The following is an 18,049-nucleotide window of genomic DNA, read 5'->3' as shown; positions in this document are numbered from 1 at the left end:
GTCGGATTGAAAATGGAAGGGAAAGCCTACGGCCTCCTTCGCACAACAGAAGACTTTAAAGAAGGCGTAGATGCGTTCGTAGAAAAGAGAAAACCAGTTTTTACAGGGAAGTAATAAAATGAGAGTCACCGGCAGCCTCTGCCGGTGATTCTCATTTTAGATCAAGAAAAAGTCGCTTTAAATCATGTTTGATTCAGGGAAGTTAATAGAACGATATGGGAAGGATTGAAGGTATGCAGCTAAAAAAGGGTTCTGAAAACAAGAAAGGTTTATTAAGTCATTTAAATGTAAGAACAGTTAGTGCAGGAACGCTGGCAGCAATTTTTGGCTGTACTGGTCCGTCGCTAATTATAATAAACGGAGCATCAAATGGCGAATTAACTCAAACACAAGTGATTTCTTGGTTATTTGCCATATATTTTTTTGGTGGGATATTAGGAATACTCATCTCCGTAAGAAATAAGCAGCCGATTGCTGGCGCTTATTCAATTCCAGGTGCAATACTTGTTGTAGGTTCACTGTCAAACTATTCTTTAAATGAAGCTGCTGGTGCTTATTTGGCAGCAGGTCTCATTGTCTTTATGTTAGGGATAGCAGGGGTTATTGGTAAAGTTATGGACTGGATTCCGGTTCCAATTGTTATGTCGATGGTCGTTGGAACAATGATTAGTTTCGGAACTGAGATGATTGCATCCCTCGAAAAAGCACCAATAATTGCAGGTTCATCCATCCTCGTGTATCTTCTCTCATTCCGTTATATAAAAAAATTTCCACCTATTTTAATATCATTTGCTGTTGCTATCATTTTATCGGTTTGGATGGGAGAATTCCAAGTGAAAGATGTGAGTTCCGTTTTTGTCGTTCCTCAACTAGTGACTCCATCATTCAATATTGACGCGATTATTTCAATGGGCATCCCACTTGCACTTTTAGTAATTGGTGCTGAAAATGCCCAGGCTACAGGTGTGTTAAACACCCAAGGATATAAACCACCGGTTAATGAGATGACGATTTTAAGCGGAATTGGCGGGGGTATTACGTCTTTTTTTGGAGGTCATAATGCGAATATTGCGGGGTCAATGACAGCAATCTGTGCATCAAAAGAAGCTGGTCAAATGGAAGGAAGATATGCAGCAGTGGTTGTATGTGGTGTGTTATTTTCTACCTTTGGATTGTTTGCAGGTACAATCATGCCTTTTGTAGCTGCAATGCCGAAAGTATTAATCAGCACTGTTGCAGGACTGGCTATGATGGGAGTTCTTTTAAGTTCATTACAAGAAGCGTTTTCTAAACCCCAATTCCAATTTGGTTCATTTTTTGCCCTTATCATTGCGATGTCAGGAGTCCATTTTTATGATATAAGCTCTCCATTCTGGGCGATAATGGGTGGTGTTGCTGTTTCACTAATTATTGAAAAGCCTGATTTTAAAACCATCATTGTTCAACAAAGTAAAAATAGTACAGATTCTAACGTTTCTCAAGGAGTTTGAAATAAATAATAAACATTAATCTCTAATAAAAGCCCTCTCGATTAAGAGAAGGGCTTTTTATATTAAACAATCACAGTTGGATATCCTTTTTTACTTCAATTTTGAAAGGTACCGACTCGAATCAGTACTATATATTACGCAGTTCACAAGGTGTAAAAGGTAAAATTATTGCCCATCTGAACGGTGTCTAAGTTTCAGAATGGAGCAAACGTTTTTTGTTTATTTGAAATTTGCCATCCAGTAAGGTTCGAGCCTTACCCTAGTCTTCAAGAAAAGCGGAACTGCAGGGGTTCCAGTTGTAACGTCATTCGTTCCAGTTGGATGGTTAATGGGTAGGAAAGAGTGAATTTTAAACAGTTTATTAATGGCATGAAACTTGCAAATATAAAAGATGAATATTGAAAGTTGAAAGGGGGAACTTTGAAAAGCGTGCAGTTAACAAAAGTGGATTGATTACCCGCTTCAAAGTGCATGATCCAAAAAGTCGTTTTCAAATGTAGGAGGAAACAGAGTGAAAAAAATTGTTATAGGTATATCAGGGGCAAGTGGATCCATTTACGGTATTAGATGTCTTGAGACATTAAACAAACTTCAAATTGAAAGTCATGTAATTATTAGTTCCTCTGCTGAAAAAACCATCGAATATGAAACAGAATACTCGGTGGAACAAGTAAAATCACTGTGCAGTTTTGTATATGACTCAAATGATATAGGTGCAAGCATCTCAAGTGGTTCCTTTCATGTTGACGGGATGATCATTGCTCCATGTTCTATTAAAACTCTATCATCTATCGCAAACAGTTTTAATGATAATTTAATCACTAGAGCTGCTGATGTAACTTTGAAGGAACAAAGGAAGTTGGTTCTAATGGTCCGTGAAACACCATTGCATTTAGGGCATTTGCGGCTAATGCAATCAGCTGCGGAGAATGGTGCGGTAATCCTCCCTCCTGTTCCTAGTTTTTATCATAAGCCAACATCATTAGATGATATTGTTAATCAAAGTGTAGGTAAGGCGTTAGATCAGTTTGGTATTGATGCTCGACTTTTTGAACGGTGGTCGGGACTCAATAAAGACGAAATAATAACCAATCTATAATCATTATTTTTTGGGTATTAATATACTATTTTTCCCGTTTAACATGACTCAAAACATGATATGAAAAAATGGAGGTACTCTAATGTCTAATGTAGTCGCTCATTCTGAACAAGAAAATGTAATCGTTAACAGACGTCAGGTTGTCTCTGCAATGACAGCGTCACTATTAGGGTGGGCTTTCGATCTTTATGATCTTTTTCTTCTACTTTTTGTGGCTCCCACAATTAGTATACTATTTTTCCCTACAACCAGCCCTACGCTTTCTTTAGCTGCTGTTTATGCTTCTTTTGGGGTAACGCTTTTGATGCGGCCTCTTGGGTCGGCAATATTTGGATCTTATGCAGATAAAAACGGGCGAAAGAAAGCAATGATTGTTTCTGTGGTAGGGGTTGGTGTTAGTACAGCTGCCTTTGGTCTTTTGCCTACTGTCCCACAAATTGGTGTGACTGCTGCAATCCTTTTTTTAATTCTACGATTAGTTCAAGGGGTCTTTGTCGGCGGTGTCGTGGCATCTACACATACAATTGGAACAGAATCTGCGTCGCCTAAATGGCGCGGATTGATGTCTGGTCTTATAGGTGGGGGAGGAGCCGGGTTAGGAGCACTATTCGCTTCACTAACATTTACCATCGTTTCTGCTTTTTTTCCTGGTGAAGCGTTTAATGATTGGGGGTGGAGAGTCATGTTCTTTACAGGGATTTTAGGTGCAGTAGCTGGTCTACTTGTATTTAGAACACTTAACGAGTCTCCGCTTTGGGCACAATTACGTAAAGAGAATGAAGAAAAAGGGCAAGAGGATGTAATACCGCAGTCTCCTATTAAGACCTTATTTACAAAATATTTCCGAGTTATAGCTGTGAATCTAATGATTGTTATTGGTGGTGGTTCAGGTTATTACCTTACAGCTGGTTTTATTCCCACATTTCTAAAAGTAGTTAACAATGTATCTTCAGAAGTTTTATCAGGTGTTCTCATTGTCTCAAGTATTGTCACGATAATTTCGGCTTTACTGTTCGGACAACTTAGTGAAATTATTGGAAGAAAAAAGACCTTTTTAGTTATTGGATGTTTAAATATCGTCGGACTTCCATATTTTTATCTAGCATTAGCCGATGCTGTTACAACGACTTCGATTTATTTGAATACGATGGGTCTGGTGTTTTTAGGAAATGCTGCTTATGCACCTGTGTTAATTTTTCTTAATGAACGCTTTCCTACATCAATACGGTCTACGGGTACAGGACTGTCATGGAATATGGGATTTGCAATTGGCGGTATGATGCCAACTTTCGTAACATTAGCAAGCGGTTCGATTGAAAATATACCGTACACACTTATGTATTTTGTGATTGTAATTTTTCTTGTCTACATTATTGGAAGCCTCATTGTTCCAGAAACAAAAGGCAATCTCAAATAGAAACGGGGGCCGTAAATAGTGATTGCAAAATTAGAGATTACTAGAAATTATATTAATGGCGATTGGCAAGAAGCCAAAACTGGGGAAACGATGACATCCGTAAATCCTGCTACAGGTGAGATTGTTGGAGAGTCACAGAAATCGGGATTAGAAGATATTAAATTGGCAATTAAATTGGCGAAGGCAGCATTTCATACATCCGACTGGCGTTCAAATTCTTCGCGACGTTCTGATGCTTTGATGCAATGGGCTTATAAATTGAAGGAAAATAGAGAAGAAATTGCTAGAATTTTAACCACAGAGAACGGAAAGCCGATAAAGGAGTCTCGTATAGAATTGGACGCCTGTATTGATACGTTAAAATATTTTGCAGGTATGGCTCGAAGTATATTCGGTAGGTCGATAAATCTTTCCACCACATCATATGGCATCATTGACAAAGAGCCGATTGGAGTAGTAGGGATTATTTCACCTTGGAACTGGCCGGCTATGCTAATGATTCGAGAGGTTGCTCCAGCCCTTGCTGCAGGAAACGCAGTGGTTTTAAAACCGGCAAGTCGAACACCACTTATCAGCACTGCCATTGTCAAATTAATCGAGGAAAATAGCGACTTTCCACCAGGAATTGTGAATATCGTGTCTGGTCCGGGAAAGGTTATTGGGGATGAGATGACTACAAATCCCGATGTTAATGCCATCAGCTTTACAGGTGACACGACTACTGGCAAAAACTTAATGAAAAAAGCAGCAGAAAAGGTTAAGAAACTTGCTCTTGAACTGGGGGGGAAATCTCCTAATATAATATTTCCTGATGCAAACCTAAACAAAGCAATTCAAGCCGTTGCAAAATCAGCCTTTATTACTGCCGGCCAAATGTGTTTTGCTGGATCAAGAGTGATTGTTCATGAGTCGATTCATGAAGAAGTGGTAGAAGGATTGCGTAAACAGGCTGAAAAATTGAAAGTTGGTAACGGGTTAATTGAAACAACCGATATGGGACCTGTCATCTCGGAAGAACAGCTTAATAAAATTTTGGAATATTGCGAGATTGGAAGACAAGATGCAAAACTTATTACGGGTGGTAATAGGTTGACCGGTGGAGATTACGATAAAGGGTATTATATTGAGCCAACCATTTTTGATCAGGTGCCAAATGAATCAAGAATAGCACAAGAAGAGATTTTTGGGCCCGTGCTGGCCATACAAGTTTTTAGGGACGAGAAAGAAGCGATCTCACTTGCTAATGGAACAATTTTCGGTTTAGCTGCTGGCGTTTGGACAAAGGATGTCAACAGAGCTGTGAGAATTGCGAAAAAGGTGGAGGCCGGAACGGTTTGGATTAATACCTATAACAAAAATTACCCACAGGCAGAATTTGGGGGTTATAAAGAGAGCGGAATTGGGCGTACAAGGGGAATTGAAGGATTAATGGAATATACCGAAACAAAACATATTAATATTGAAATAGAAGAATAGGGGGGAATCTATCTATTATGTATCAATCATTTGAGTTTCATCTTCCCACAAAGATTTATTTTGGATATAACAAAATCAACGAACTTAACAATATACCTTTTAAAGTAAAACGTGCCTTTATCGTTACTGATAACGGTGTCTTAAAATCAGGGTTAATCGAAAATGTAACAAAAATCTTAGAGGACAATCACATTTCTTATGTGATTTATGATGATGTGGAACCAGATCCGAGCGTTGAAACCGTTGACAAAGCAGCTCACGGGTTTCAACAGGAAGAATGCGATGCTTTAATCGCCATTGGCGGGGGCAGTCCGATCGATACAGCCAAAGGCGTTCGTGTAATAGCTGGAAATGGAGGGAGTATTCGTGATTATGCAGGAGTAAATCTTATTAAGCAATCATCCAATATTCCTCTCATTGCAATACCTACGACATCCGGCACCGGAAGTGAAGTGACCATGTTTGCTGTTTTTTCGGATTGGGAGGAGAATCGAAAAGTTACGGTAACGAGCCCATTCATCGCACCGGATATAAGTATAGTGGACCCTAAAATGACGATGACTGCACCAACGAAAATTACAGCAGCCTCAGGATTTGATGCCTTTGCACATGGGGCAGAGTCATTTGTGTCACGGATATCCCAGCCTGCCAGTGACGCACTTGCATTATCAGCCATGCGAACTGTTAGCAAATACCTTCGTCGGGCCGTATTTAATGGAAATGATATAGAGGCAAGGATCAAAATGGCAGAAGCTAGTCTCTTGGCCGGTATGGCATTCAATCAATCATTCCTCGGTTTGACACATGCCATTGGAAGTGCGTTAAGCGGATATGCCCATGTTAGTCACGGAGTGGCAATAGGTCTGCTTTTACCGGAGGTTATCCGCCGTAATTCGATATCCCTGGTCAATAAGCATGTTGAAATGGCAAGCGTTTTTCGAGTAACTGATCCATCGTTACCTGATTGGAAGATTACAGACCAATTAATAGAAGATGTGACTAAATTACGAAACGATATCGGGCTTCCACAGAAATTGCAGCAGGTGGGGGTTAAAGAAGAGCACCTTAAGGGGATCGCACACGACTCCCTGAAAAGTGGAATGTGGAAATTTAATCCTTGGCTAGCAACAGAAGAAGAGATTTTGGATCTACTGAAAGAACTGTTTTAAAGTTTGATTTTTTTTAAAAGACTATTAATTCTATTATAAAATTGGAGGTCATTGTAATGACAGAAAATATCGATAAAACTGAAGAGCTAATCCCTAGTATTGATAAGACGACGGATGAAGTGGCATGGGACTTATATCGAAAAGCGATTCGTTTTGGGACTTGGGATCCTGCTGCTATCGATCTTAGCCAGGATAAAAGGGATTTTGAAGCGCTTGATGAAGACCTTAAAGGATATCTTATTCATTTTTGTACAGGATTTCTCGATGCTGAAGAAAATGTTGCCTTAAAGTTTTGTCCCTGGATCATGTTAGGTACCTCTACAGAACAACAGGCATTCCTTAGTACTCAATTGCTCGAGGAATTTAAACATACTGAGTTTTTTATGCGCTATTTTAAAGAAGTAATTGGTCGTGAGCGAATTCCTTCAGTGAAAAATATGGTTCAGCAGAAACTTGATAATCGTGTAAAAGTAATGCTGAATGCTCTTGAACAAGGAGAAGAGGAACGTGAGGCTGCACTTGTAGAAGGGTTAACCCATTACCAAGGAATAATAGAAGGTGTTCAAGCGATGACTGGATATGATGTGTTTCGAGGTGTATACGGAAGTAAGGGACTATTGCCTGGTTTGAGTGAAGGATTTGCCCGAATCAAGGAAGACGAAGGTCGGCATGTAGGCTTTGGACTTCGTATGCTAAAGCTGTTTGCCCGTAAACCAGAACATGCCAAGAGAATTCGTGCGTTATACGAAGAATACCTTCCTCTTATCTTGGTTCGATATGATCAACCTGTCATTGTAGATGGTAGGGAATACCCAACTCCACCTGAAGTTCGAGGCCGTGAAAGAGTGTCTAAAATGTTAGAACGCAGACTAAAGGATATATTAGGAACTTCAGTTGCTATATAAGGAGGAGATCTTTTTTTATGAAAGCTAAGACATTTCGCACCTGGATTGAGCATCTGCAAGCAACTCAACGGTTGGCGGTAATTGACCGAAAAGTTAGCTTACAGTATGAAATAGCAAAAATAGCTAAGAAATTAGATGGCAAAAAAGCAACATACTTTACTAGTGTAGAAGATTATCAGGTTCCGGTTGTATCAGGAATTTGTTCAACACGTGAAGATTTTGCAGAGGCGTTGGAAACAGACCAATATGGCGTTATTTCAAAATTTACCGAAGCAGTTGCATCTCCCGTTCCTTGTCGAGCACTAAACAAACAACAAGCGCCAATTAAAGAAAATATTATTCTGGATAATATCGATTTGATGAAGATGTTACCAATTCCGGTACACCATGAGAAAGATTCAGGTAATTACATCACAGCTGGGTTGTTTATTGTTCGGGATCCAGTAACTCGAAAGCAGAACGTTTCAATTCATCGTCTCCAAATCTCCGGGGGAAATAAGATAGGAGCCCTAATCTTGCCTCGCCATACATTTCATTTGTATAAACAGGCTGAAGAGGCGGGAAGACCACTGGAGTGTGCGATAGTCATTGGGGTCGATCCGGTGACGTTACTGGCGTCACAAGCAAGTACTCCGTTCGGGGTAGATGAACTGGAAATCTCAAGCGCCCTTCGGGGGGAACCGTTGGAAGTCGTTCGTTGTGAGACGGTAGATATCGATGTACCGGCCTACGCGGAATTAGTGTTAGAAGGAAAAATTCTTCCACATGTTCGAGAGCCTGAAGGCCCTTTTGGAGAATTTCCAAAATACTATGGACCACGCAGTGACAAAGAGGTGATTGAGATTACGGCTGTCACTCACCGTAACAACCCGATTTTTTATACCATTGTCCCAGCGGGTTACGAACATCTTTTGCTTGGTGGCATCCCTCGTGAGGCAAGTCTCTTTCAGAGCATTCGACAGACAGTTCCATCCGTAAAAGCGGTTCATATGAGCCCTGGTGGAACATGTCGGTATCATGCCATTGTTTCCATTAATAAAAGAAATGAGGGTGAAGCCAAAAATGCAATTTTAGCAGCACTTGCTAACAGTTTTGATATTAAACATGTCGTCGTAACGGATGAAGAGGTTGATATTTTTAATATGGAAGAAGTGGAATGGGCAATCGCAACCCGCTTTCAAGCAGACAGAGACTTAGTGGTAGTTCATGAAGCACAAAGTTCGAAGCTTGACCCGTCAACACGTGATGGAGTGGGCTCGAAGATGGGATTTGACTGTACAATCCCCTTAGACAGTGAAGAAATGCAATACTTGCGAGTTCAAATTCCCGGCTACAATGAATGTAATCTAGATGATTACATAAATCCTGATAAATTGATTCAATCAGTTCATCTTGAAGGAGATATAGACTTCTAAAAAATATGAAAAAATTGTGGCTGACTCAAAAGGCTTAGTGCATGACCTTTTGGTGTCAGCCTTTTCAACATGGGAAATCAAAAAACACTTCGCTCATTTCCTACAAGTTATCATTCATATTCTTCTCTATTCATTGTAATTGTAAGCAAACCTGCACAAAAAGTATTAGTCAAACTTTTGAATTCATGTTGAATAGTATGCCTTTGATTCACTGGGTGAAAAAGACCTGCAAAGTCTCTGGAAAAATAAACGGCTTCATGCTTTATTTTTTTCTTTACTATCAAAACAACTAAACTACCTTTTCTAAATGGAATTATAAGGAACAGGAAGCCTAGGTTTTTTTATAAATGGAACTTGGCTTGTTTTTTGCAGTTTTAATAGATCCAATATAGGTACATTGTTTGTACTAAGGAAAATATTGATATGAGGAAAGTGAAATAATGAATACCAAAAGTAAGTTATCGATTATTATGTCTATTAATAAATTTAAAGATGCATTCTTAATTTTAAAATTTTTTTGAAACATAACTCTTCTATCATATGTTATTTTAGTAAAGTAATATAAAGCGAGGGGGTATTCATGATGGAAGGTATAGGGAGTTTAAAATTGTCAGCAGAAATTGAACAGTATAGGGAGTAGATTCAGAGGTGTTTAAAATATGCATCATTGGTGAAAAAATAGAGCTTGTTAAAGAAAATAGAAAATATGTATTAAGCTGATATTTCTATAGTTGTGTAGCTGTGAAGGGTGGCTACTCGGTTGTAAATCTATATCTTATCTTATCGAATAATCGTAAAAGGTGTGGGGGGCCTTGGAATCAACTGACTCAAGGATAATACCCGCAACAGCCTCCATGCTAAAAACCACAACTAGCCTTTCTTAGAATTAAAAAACGAGTCAAAAAGTGATTTAGATAAGATAAACAACTCAAGGGGAAAAGGAGAGATGTAAAATGAATTTAGGTACATTATTCGATTTTGCAGTTGAACGCTACCCAAACCATATCGCTTTAGTTCAAGACCAAAAACGCTATACTTATGTCCAATTACAACAGGAAATAGAAAAAATTGCAGCCTCTTTGCAGCGTCTAGGCATTCAGAAGCAGGATCGTGTTGTAGTCATCTTAAAGAACCGAGTTGAAAATGTAATCATTTATTGGGCATTACAAAAACTTGGTGCGATCTATACTCCGCTTAATGACCGATTATCCACTAAAGAGTTCGAGTATTGTGTAAACGATGCTGAAGCGAAAGTTGTCGTCTATGAATCAGCCAGTCAAAATGCCGTTTTAGGATCGAACTTTTCTGAAAGGCCAATTTTGATAGGTGATGAGAATTATATTGGTGTAGATATTTCTTATCCTGAACTAGTAGACCGAAGCCCAGGTAGCTATCAAAAGCCTACTATAGATGAAAATGATATTTCAATCATGTTATACACGTCAGGAACAACAGGACGTCCAAAGGGAGTACCACGTACCCATAGGAATGAATATGCCTCAGCAATGGCACATATCGTCCAAAATCAGTACCAGTTGTGGGAAAGTACACTAGGAGTAATGCCGCTTTATTATACAATGGGCGTTCGGTCACTGCTTACCATGGCGTTATTAAATGGAAAAATTGCTATTTTGCCAGACTTTGATTCTGGAGATGCACTTGAGATTATTTACAAAGAAAGAATCTCTTCCCTTTATTTAATCCCTACGCTTTATCATGATATGCTAACACATCCAGACTTCAATAAATATGACCTATCCAAGCTTGAAAAAGTTGGATATGCAGGTGCTGCAATGACCACTACATTAGTAAATCAATGTGTGAAGTTACTTAAACCAAAGGTATTTGTAAATCATTACGGCAGTACAGAAGTATATACGTTTTCTATTTGTCCTAATGTATCTGAAAAGCCAGGCAGTGTAGGTAAACCAGGTATTCACCAAAATCTTCGTGTTGTAAAGGCAGATCCCGACGGTCGTTCTACTCCCGAAGATATAGTTGGGAAAGAAGAAATTGGTGAAATAATTTCAAATTTAGATTCCGATGAAGCATTTAAGGGGTATTGGAATCGCCCGGATGCTACTGTTAAAGCGATGCGCAATGGTTGGTATTTTACTGGAGATATTGGTTTTCTTGATGAAGACGGCGATTTATTCGTTGTTGGTCGGCTTGACGATATGATTATCTCTGAGGGAGAAAATATTCATCCATTAGAAATTGAAGATTGTCTGTCACAACATCCAAACGTTTTGGAAGCTATCGTTATTGGAGAGCAGGATGATCGATTGGGACAAATCGTATCCGCCTATATTGTCTCTAAAAACGAAACGGTTACAGCACAAGAGTTAGATGAGTTTTGTAAAAGGTATCCTAACATGTCGAACTATAAAAGACCAAGAAAGTATACATTTGTTAAGGAAATGCCAAAAAGTCCCGTTGGGAAAATCCTACGCCGAAAATTACGTGAGGGTGATTTTGAGGCACTACAAAATCAAAGCGATTCTGTAGGCTGATATAAAATAAATCTCTCCGCTGAGAGTGTTGAAAAGATGTATTTTCTAACTCTAGTGAAAGTGGTTAAATTTTTATAACTCTCATCTTAAAAAATTAAAACTAATTATTTCTGAATATTTTTATAATAGATTTACATAGAAGTAAAGAGGTGTCCTATGGCAGAGCTGCTAATTGTTGATACAGACCAAAGCTGTATAAGCAATATTCGTCATATTGTTGAAAATAGCGACTATAACTTTCTTCGTATTTATGAAGCTAATAACGCACAACGGGCTATGATGATGCTTAAACAATCCCGTCCAAGTGCGCTTATAATGGATGTTTCACTTCCGAACATGGATGGCATAGATTTTGGGAAAAACGTACTACTTATCTATCCAGACTTACCCATCATTGCAATTACAGGGTTAAAAATGTTTGAAATCGTCCAATCAGCCATTAATGCGGGTTTTTCAGCTTATTTATTGAAACCGCTTACTAAAAACCAGCTATTAAACATATTCGATCGTGTTTTAAAACCAATAATTAAAATGGAAATAAGTCAGACGGTTAAAAATGAAGGTGAGTTCGAATTAGATTTAAGAAAACCGATTCAAAGTGCCGTACAATACATTCAGTTACATTACAATGAATGTCTTACTCTTAAAAATATTGCTGATAAGGTTTATTTAAGCCCATCCTACTTTAGTAAATCCTTTAAGGAAGAAATAGGGATGACATTTGTAGAATACTTATCTTGGATTCGTGTTCAGAAGGCAAAAAATATGTTAAGAATGATTTCACTACCAATTGATGTTATTGCTAATAACACCGGTTTTGCAAATTCCAGTTACTTTGCAACAACATTCAAGAAAATAGAAGGAAAAACTCCAACTCAGTATCGAGAGCATTTTTTCTGGGAAAGAAAAAAAGATATCAAGTGAAAAAAATATTTTTTCACTTTGGGAGGGGTGGTTATGATTACCATAATAAATGAGATGGACAGATGTGTCAGAGAAAAGAAAAGAGGAATTCTGGCCACTGTCATACGTGTCGAAGGTTCAACCTACCAGAAAGAAGGGGCGAAATGTTTTTTTGCTGAAGATGGAGAGTTAATAGGCTTGTTAAGTGGAGGATGTGTGGAAGGTGATGTCCTTGAGCACGGAAAAGAAGTTTTACAGACAGGAAAACCTAAAAAAATCCATTACGATTTCAGGGGCGAAGAAGACCAAATTTGGGGCTTGGGTGTAGGGTGTAATGGAGCCATTGAGATTTTTATAGAGCTATTTGATCCTGTTGGTCACCATGAAAGAAGCAAGTTAATGAGAGAGGCTTTTACAACAAGTCAGCCCATTATCATAGCAACCATAACTCGTGATGAAGAAGAATCTAAGATCGGTGAGAGATGGGTTCACTCCAATTTACAAATTGGGAAACCAGTGGATCTTAAGATGAAAGATAACAGTGAAGTCTTCTATGACCATATTACGCCGGTTCCTACCCTATACATATTTGGTGCAGGACCAGACGCTGTTCCATTGGTGAAGACGGTTAAAAATTTAGGCTGGACTGTAAATGTATTAGATCACCGACCGGGCTTTGTAAATAAAAGAAATTTTCCCTTAGCGGATGAATTAATATGCTATGAACGAGACCACCCCACTTCCGTTCCATTAAGTGAACATAGTTATGCTATTGTGATGAGCCACAATTTTACTCAAGACCAATTGGTTCTAAAATCGTTGTTACTTTCATCTGTACCCTATATCGGAGTTTTAGGACCAACAACCAGAACAAACCAGTTGCTCCAACCGATAATGAACGATTTCACTATTGATGAAATACAGTTAAACCGTATTTATAGTCCTATAGGCCTTGATATTGGTGCAAAAACTCCTGAGGAAATTGCTATCAGTATTGCTGCAGAATTGGTTAATGTTCATCGTGGTGGTAATTCGATGCATTTAAAACAAACGAAGGGTAAGGAACTTTTGTATACCTATAGAGATCATAGGAGAGTGATTGCTTATCAATGATAAGAATCATGAAGTCTGGGGGATCATTTTAGCTTCGGGATTATCAACTAGAATGGGTACTCCAAAAATGCTTTTGCCCTATCAACAAAAAACACTAGTTCTTCATGTCATCGAAACGTGTTTACACTCAGTACTTGATGGGGTGGTTGTTGTGATAAATCCAAAAGTGAATGGGTTGGTAGAGGCGGTATCTGTTCCTGGTATAAAACAAGTGGTAGAGAATCATGATTCACATTTAGGTATGTCTACTTCGATTAAAGTCGGACTGGAAGCTTTACCCCAACAAGTAGAGGCCATGGTTATTCTTTTAGGCGATCAGCCTGAAATGGATGAAGGCTCAATAAACAGAATTGTTGAAACCTACCAAGTAAAGAATAGGCCATCCATCGTTCAGTCGGTTTTTTTAAACAACGAGAAGGGGCATCCTGTTTTATTTAAACGAGATATGTTTCATCATCTTTTACAGGTAGAAGGAGATAGTGGTGGAAAGTCCGTCATTCAAAAATTTAGCAGGGAAGTTGTATATGCACCAATGAATCAGCACATTATTCCGGATGTTGACACAATAGACGATTATCAAAGATTGATTAAAAAGAGGGGGGTTGTACATGACAAAGGTAATAGGTAAGTCTGCTACGAGGGTGGAGGATAAACGTCTACTAACCGGTCAAGGAACTTATATTGATGATCTTGGTAACACAACAAATACAGGCTATGCGGCAATTTTACGTAGTCCACATCCTCATGCTTATATAATATCCATAGACGCAACTGAAGCGGTAGAAATGCAGGGAGTAAAGGGAGTGGTAACCGGTCAAGACATAAAAGACCATGTAAAACCATTTAGTGTTGGGGTTACGGCACCAGTTAAGTATTTTCCTCTTGCCATCGAAAAGGTGAGGTATGTTGGAGAACCTGTCGCCATTGTAGTTGCCAAGGATCGTTATACTGCCGAGGACGCAATGGAAAAGATTAAAGTTTCTTATAAACAGTTACCAGCCATTGTAGATATTGAGAAAACGGTACAAGAGGATGCACCGATTTTACATGAAAATGTTGGGTCGAATATCGCCAATCATCGTCAATTCCATTATGGAGATGTAGACAAAGCCTTTAAAGAAGCAGATCATATCGTCAAACATAAATATAAGTTTCCGAAATATACGGCTACCCCTGTTGAAACATATGGTGTGGTTGCAAATTATGATTCTGCTCATAATCAGTATAATGTTCATGCTAATTTTCATGGACCCTTTATTATTCAGGCAATCATGGCTCAATCCTTACAAGTCCCCAGCAATAAATTAAGACTGATCATTCCAAAGGATATTGGGGGAAGTTATGGAATAAAGGCAGGGCTTTTCCCATATATCGTTCTTTGTTCCATCACAAGTAAACTTCTCGGCTGTCCAGTTAAATGGATAGAAGATCGACAGGAACATCTTTCATCAAGTGCGAGCGGAACAGATCGCGTGACCTACATTGAAGCCGCCGTCAAAAATGATGGCAAGGTCACCGGTTTAAGAATGAAATTGATGGATAATGTTGGTGCTTATATTCGCGCACCAGAACCAGCCTGCTTATACCGTAACCATGCCAACTCAACCGGGGCATACGATATACCAAATTTAAATATTGAAGCGTTTGCAGTCATGACAAACAAGTCACCTACCGGGCTAATCCGTGGTTACGGGGGACAGGAGCAGTACTTTGCCCTCGAAAGAATTATGCAGCTTATTGCAAAAGAACTTTCTTTGGACCACTCTGAAGTAATTAGAAAAAACCTGATTAAAAAACAACAATTTCCATTCACAACAGCATCGGGTGGAATTTACGACAGTGGGGATTATGAGAATTCATTTGAACTCGCCCTTTTAACGGGGAAATATGAGAACTTTAGAAAAAAACAAGCAGAAGCTCGTAAAAGCGGAAAAATTTTAGGCGTCGGCCTTGCATGTATCGTCGAACCATCCGGATCAAATATGGGATATATCACGGTTGCCTTAACACCAGAAGAAAGAGCGAAATCCTTACCTAAATCAGGGGCATCAGAAGCGGCTACTGTTTCAATGGATCCCTTAGGAAGTGTAAACGTGAGAATTAGCACTGCACCAACAGGTCAAGGACACGAAACTGTGGCAGCCCAAATTGTATCTGAAGTTTTAGGGATACCAAGGGAACAAATAAATATAATCGCTGAACTTGATACAGCGACTAGTCCTTGGTCCATCGCTTCAGGAAGCTATTCAAGTCGGTTTGCCTCGTTAGGTTCAAGCGCTATTTATTATGCAGCCCAAAAGGTAAGGAACAAACTTTTTAACATTACTGCCTCTCAACTTGGTGTAGACGTCTCTGAGCTCGAGCTGGGAGAGGGTTTCATTTACGTAAGGGATAATCCTGCTAAAAAGTTTCCTATCAAGCGCCTTGCAGGACTAGCACATTGGAATCCGCTTGCATTACCTGAAGGAATGGAACCAGGAATCTATGAAACTCATTATTATACACCTCAGGCTGCAGAACCACCGGATGATAACGACCTGATCAATTCCTCTGTCACATACGGATTTGTTGCGGATATGGTGACCGTGGAAATTGATCCGGATACAGCAGAAGTGAAAATAATAGATTATTTCACCGTTCATGATGCTGGAAAGCTTTTAAATCCGTTGATTGCTGATGGACAAATCATGGGTGGTCTGGCTCATGGGGTTGGTGGCGCTTTATACGAGGAATTAGCTTATGACAAGAATGGACAGTTCTTAACGGGGTCATTTATGGATTATTTATGCCCAACTGCTCCAGAAATCCCTAATGTAACGATTAAACATACGGAGTCTCCGTCCCCTCTTACTCCTTTAGGAGCCAAAGGCTTGGGTGAAGGAAATACCATGAGTGCACCGGTGGCGATTGCCAATGCCGTAAGTGATGCCTTAGCCCATTTAGATATTATGATCGATGAGCTACCATTAAGTCCTAATCGAATTTGGAAGTTACTCAGTGAGGCAAAGGAGAAAGTGACAGCTCCTTAAACAAATATTCTGAATCTCATAAAAATAGGATTACCGAAGGGGAGGGGAATTATGAAACCACCAAAGTTTGATTACTATAAACCTACCACACTAAATGAAGCATTGAATCTTTTAGAAGAAGCCGGTGAAGATGGAAAGATCATTGCCGGTGGGCAAAGCTTAGTTCCCATTATGAATATGCGACTTGCCTCACCCAAGTGCTTAATTGATATTAATGGCTTAACAGAACTAGATTATATTAAAAATGATGAAAATCAAAATCTACTTCAAATAGGCACTTTAACAAGACAAAGTAAAGTAGAGGAATCTGAAATGGTAGCCAATACTTGCGGTCTATTAACCGACGCAATTACCCAAATTGGACATGTGCAAACAAGGAATAGGGGAACTATTGGCGGAAGCATTGTTCATGCCGATCCAAGTGCCGAGCTCCCGCTTGCCTTGCTAACACTGAACGGTTCAGTGCAAATTGCATCAAAGGATGAGGTTCGAAACGTTAGTGCAGAAGATTTCTTTGTTACTTATTTGACGACAGATATTATGCCTACAGAAATCTTAACGGAGATTAATATTCCAATCATTGGAGGTAGACGAGGGTATTCGTTTCAGGAAATTGCCAGGAGGCATGGGGACTTCGCGTTAGTTGCTGCTTCTTGCTATATGACAGTTGATGATCATGACAAGATTTCATCCATAAGATTAGCCCTTGGAGGAGTTGAGGCCATTCCTTTGTTAATAGAGGATGCAGAAGACTTCATGATAGGGGAAACACTGTCCGATTCTTTGCTAGGAAAAATAGTTGAAAGTGTAGAATTAGCAGTTGAGCCCGAATCAGATCTTCATGCTTCAGCAGAGTATCGAACACATCTTGCTAAAGTTTTAACGAAGCGTACGTTAACACAAGCCTATGAAAGGGCAAGGAGGTAGAGAAATGGGACGTCATCAAGTGGAAGTAACTATTAATGGCAAAGTCTATCAAGAAGAAGTGGAATCACGAATGCTATTAAGTGATTTTATCCGAGATGTATGCGGACTGACTGGAACACATGTTGGATGTGAACACGGTGTTTGTGGTGCTTGTACCGTACACGTAAATGGCACAGCTGTGAGAAGTTGTCTCATGTTTGCTGTACAAATAGATGGAGACGAAATTAAAACCGTTGAAGGGTTAGCAAATAATGGTGAGTTGACAGATCTACAGAAAAACTTTGTCGAATGCCACGGTCTTCAATGTGGATTTTGCACACCTGGTATCTTAATGTCTACAACAGATTATCTTGAAAAAAAGCCAGATCCCTCTACCAAGGAAATCAAAGAAATGCTTTCTGGCCACTTATGCCGCTGCACGGGATATGACGGTATCATTAATGCCATCGAGAAAACGATTGTAAATAAAAAAACAGCGATCTCATCTTAAATAGAAATGGGGAAATAACAAATGACTATAACAGAACAAACGTATGACCATATTCGGGTAGAGAAAAATGCAGAAAAACAAACGGCAACAATCGTGTTTGATC

Annotated in this window: 14 protein-coding genes; all 14 read left to right on the top strand. The window is 39.2% G+C overall.

Annotated elements, in window-relative coordinates:
- Positions 1–215 precede the first annotated feature (215 nt).
- The 14 genes from ACZ9AO_RS25705 to ACZ9AO_RS25640 all read left to right on the top strand — a co-directional run bounded on the left by ACZ9AO_RS25705 (position 216) and on the right by ACZ9AO_RS25640 (position 17,946).
- Positions 216–1,490: a benzoate/H(+) symporter BenE family transporter gene (locus ACZ9AO_RS25705; protein ID WP_476111211.1), complete on the top strand. Its 1,275-nt coding sequence runs from the start codon at positions 216–218 to the stop codon at positions 1,488–1,490.
- Positions 1,491–2,001: 511 nt separating this feature from the next.
- Positions 2,002–2,589: a UbiX family flavin prenyltransferase gene (locus ACZ9AO_RS25700; RefSeq protein ID WP_101225185.1), complete on the top strand. Its 588-nt coding sequence runs from the start codon at positions 2,002–2,004 to the stop codon at positions 2,587–2,589.
- Between the two features lie 82 nt (positions 2,590–2,671).
- Positions 2,672–4,006: an MFS transporter gene (locus tag ACZ9AO_RS25695; protein WP_476111209.1), complete on the top strand. Its 1,335-nt coding sequence runs from the start codon at positions 2,672–2,674 to the stop codon at positions 4,004–4,006.
- 18 nt (positions 4,007–4,024) lie between these two features.
- Positions 4,025–5,482, top strand: coding sequence for an aldehyde dehydrogenase family protein (locus tag ACZ9AO_RS25690; protein ID WP_476111207.1), 1,458 nt, complete (start codon positions 4,025–4,027; stop codon positions 5,480–5,482).
- A gap of 17 nt (positions 5,483–5,499) precedes the next feature.
- The gene (locus ACZ9AO_RS25685; protein WP_476111205.1) at positions 5,500–6,651 is read left to right on the top strand and encodes an iron-containing alcohol dehydrogenase; all 1,152 of its coding nucleotides are present in this window, start codon (positions 5,500–5,502) and stop codon (positions 6,649–6,651) included.
- A 56-nt stretch (positions 6,652–6,707) separates the two neighbouring features.
- Positions 6,708–7,556, top strand: coding sequence for a R2-like ligand-binding oxidase (locus ACZ9AO_RS25680; RefSeq protein WP_063575932.1), 849 nt, complete (start codon positions 6,708–6,710; stop codon positions 7,554–7,556).
- 17 nt (positions 7,557–7,573) lie between these two features.
- The gene (locus tag ACZ9AO_RS25675; RefSeq protein WP_476111203.1) at positions 7,574–8,971 is read left to right on the top strand and encodes a UbiD family decarboxylase; all 1,398 of its coding nucleotides are present in this window, start codon (positions 7,574–7,576) and stop codon (positions 8,969–8,971) included.
- 953 nt (positions 8,972–9,924) lie between these two features.
- Positions 9,925–11,484, top strand: coding sequence for an AMP-binding protein (locus ACZ9AO_RS25670; RefSeq protein ID WP_476111201.1), 1,560 nt, complete (start codon positions 9,925–9,927; stop codon positions 11,482–11,484).
- A 156-nt stretch (positions 11,485–11,640) separates the two neighbouring features.
- On the top strand, positions 11,641–12,408 hold the full coding sequence (locus ACZ9AO_RS25665; RefSeq protein ID WP_476111199.1) for a response regulator transcription factor: 768 nt from the start codon (positions 11,641–11,643) through the stop codon (positions 12,406–12,408).
- Between the two features lie 33 nt (positions 12,409–12,441).
- Entirely contained in the window at positions 12,442–13,500 is a 1,059-nt protein-coding gene (locus ACZ9AO_RS25660; protein WP_476111197.1) for an XdhC family protein, read from the top strand.
- Complete coding sequence (locus ACZ9AO_RS25655; protein ID WP_223305318.1) at positions 13,487–14,128, top strand: nucleotidyltransferase family protein; 642 nt, start codon at positions 13,487–13,489, stop codon at positions 14,126–14,128. The genes ACZ9AO_RS25660 and ACZ9AO_RS25655 overlap by 14 nt, the downstream gene beginning before the upstream one ends.
- Entirely contained in the window at positions 14,109–16,529 is a 2,421-nt protein-coding gene (locus ACZ9AO_RS25650) for a xanthine dehydrogenase family protein molybdopterin-binding subunit (RefSeq protein WP_476111195.1), read from the top strand. Before ACZ9AO_RS25655 ends, ACZ9AO_RS25650 begins: the two co-directional genes overlap by 20 nt.
- A gap of 51 nt (positions 16,530–16,580) precedes the next feature.
- Positions 16,581–17,456 carry an FAD binding domain-containing protein gene (locus ACZ9AO_RS25645; protein WP_476111194.1) on the top strand — a complete coding sequence of 292 codons (876 nt, stop codon included), beginning with the start codon at positions 16,581–16,583 and terminating at the stop codon, positions 17,454–17,456.
- Between the two features lie 4 nt (positions 17,457–17,460).
- Positions 17,461–17,946 (top strand): (2Fe-2S)-binding protein, encoded by a 486-nt coding sequence (locus ACZ9AO_RS25640; protein WP_101225176.1) that lies wholly within the window; start codon positions 17,461–17,463, stop codon positions 17,944–17,946.
- Positions 17,947–18,049: the final 103 nt, after the last annotated feature.

It is taken from the genome of Peribacillus sp. TE19612 (assembly GCF_056279465.1).
This window is presented reverse-complemented; position numbering and strand designations above follow the sequence as displayed.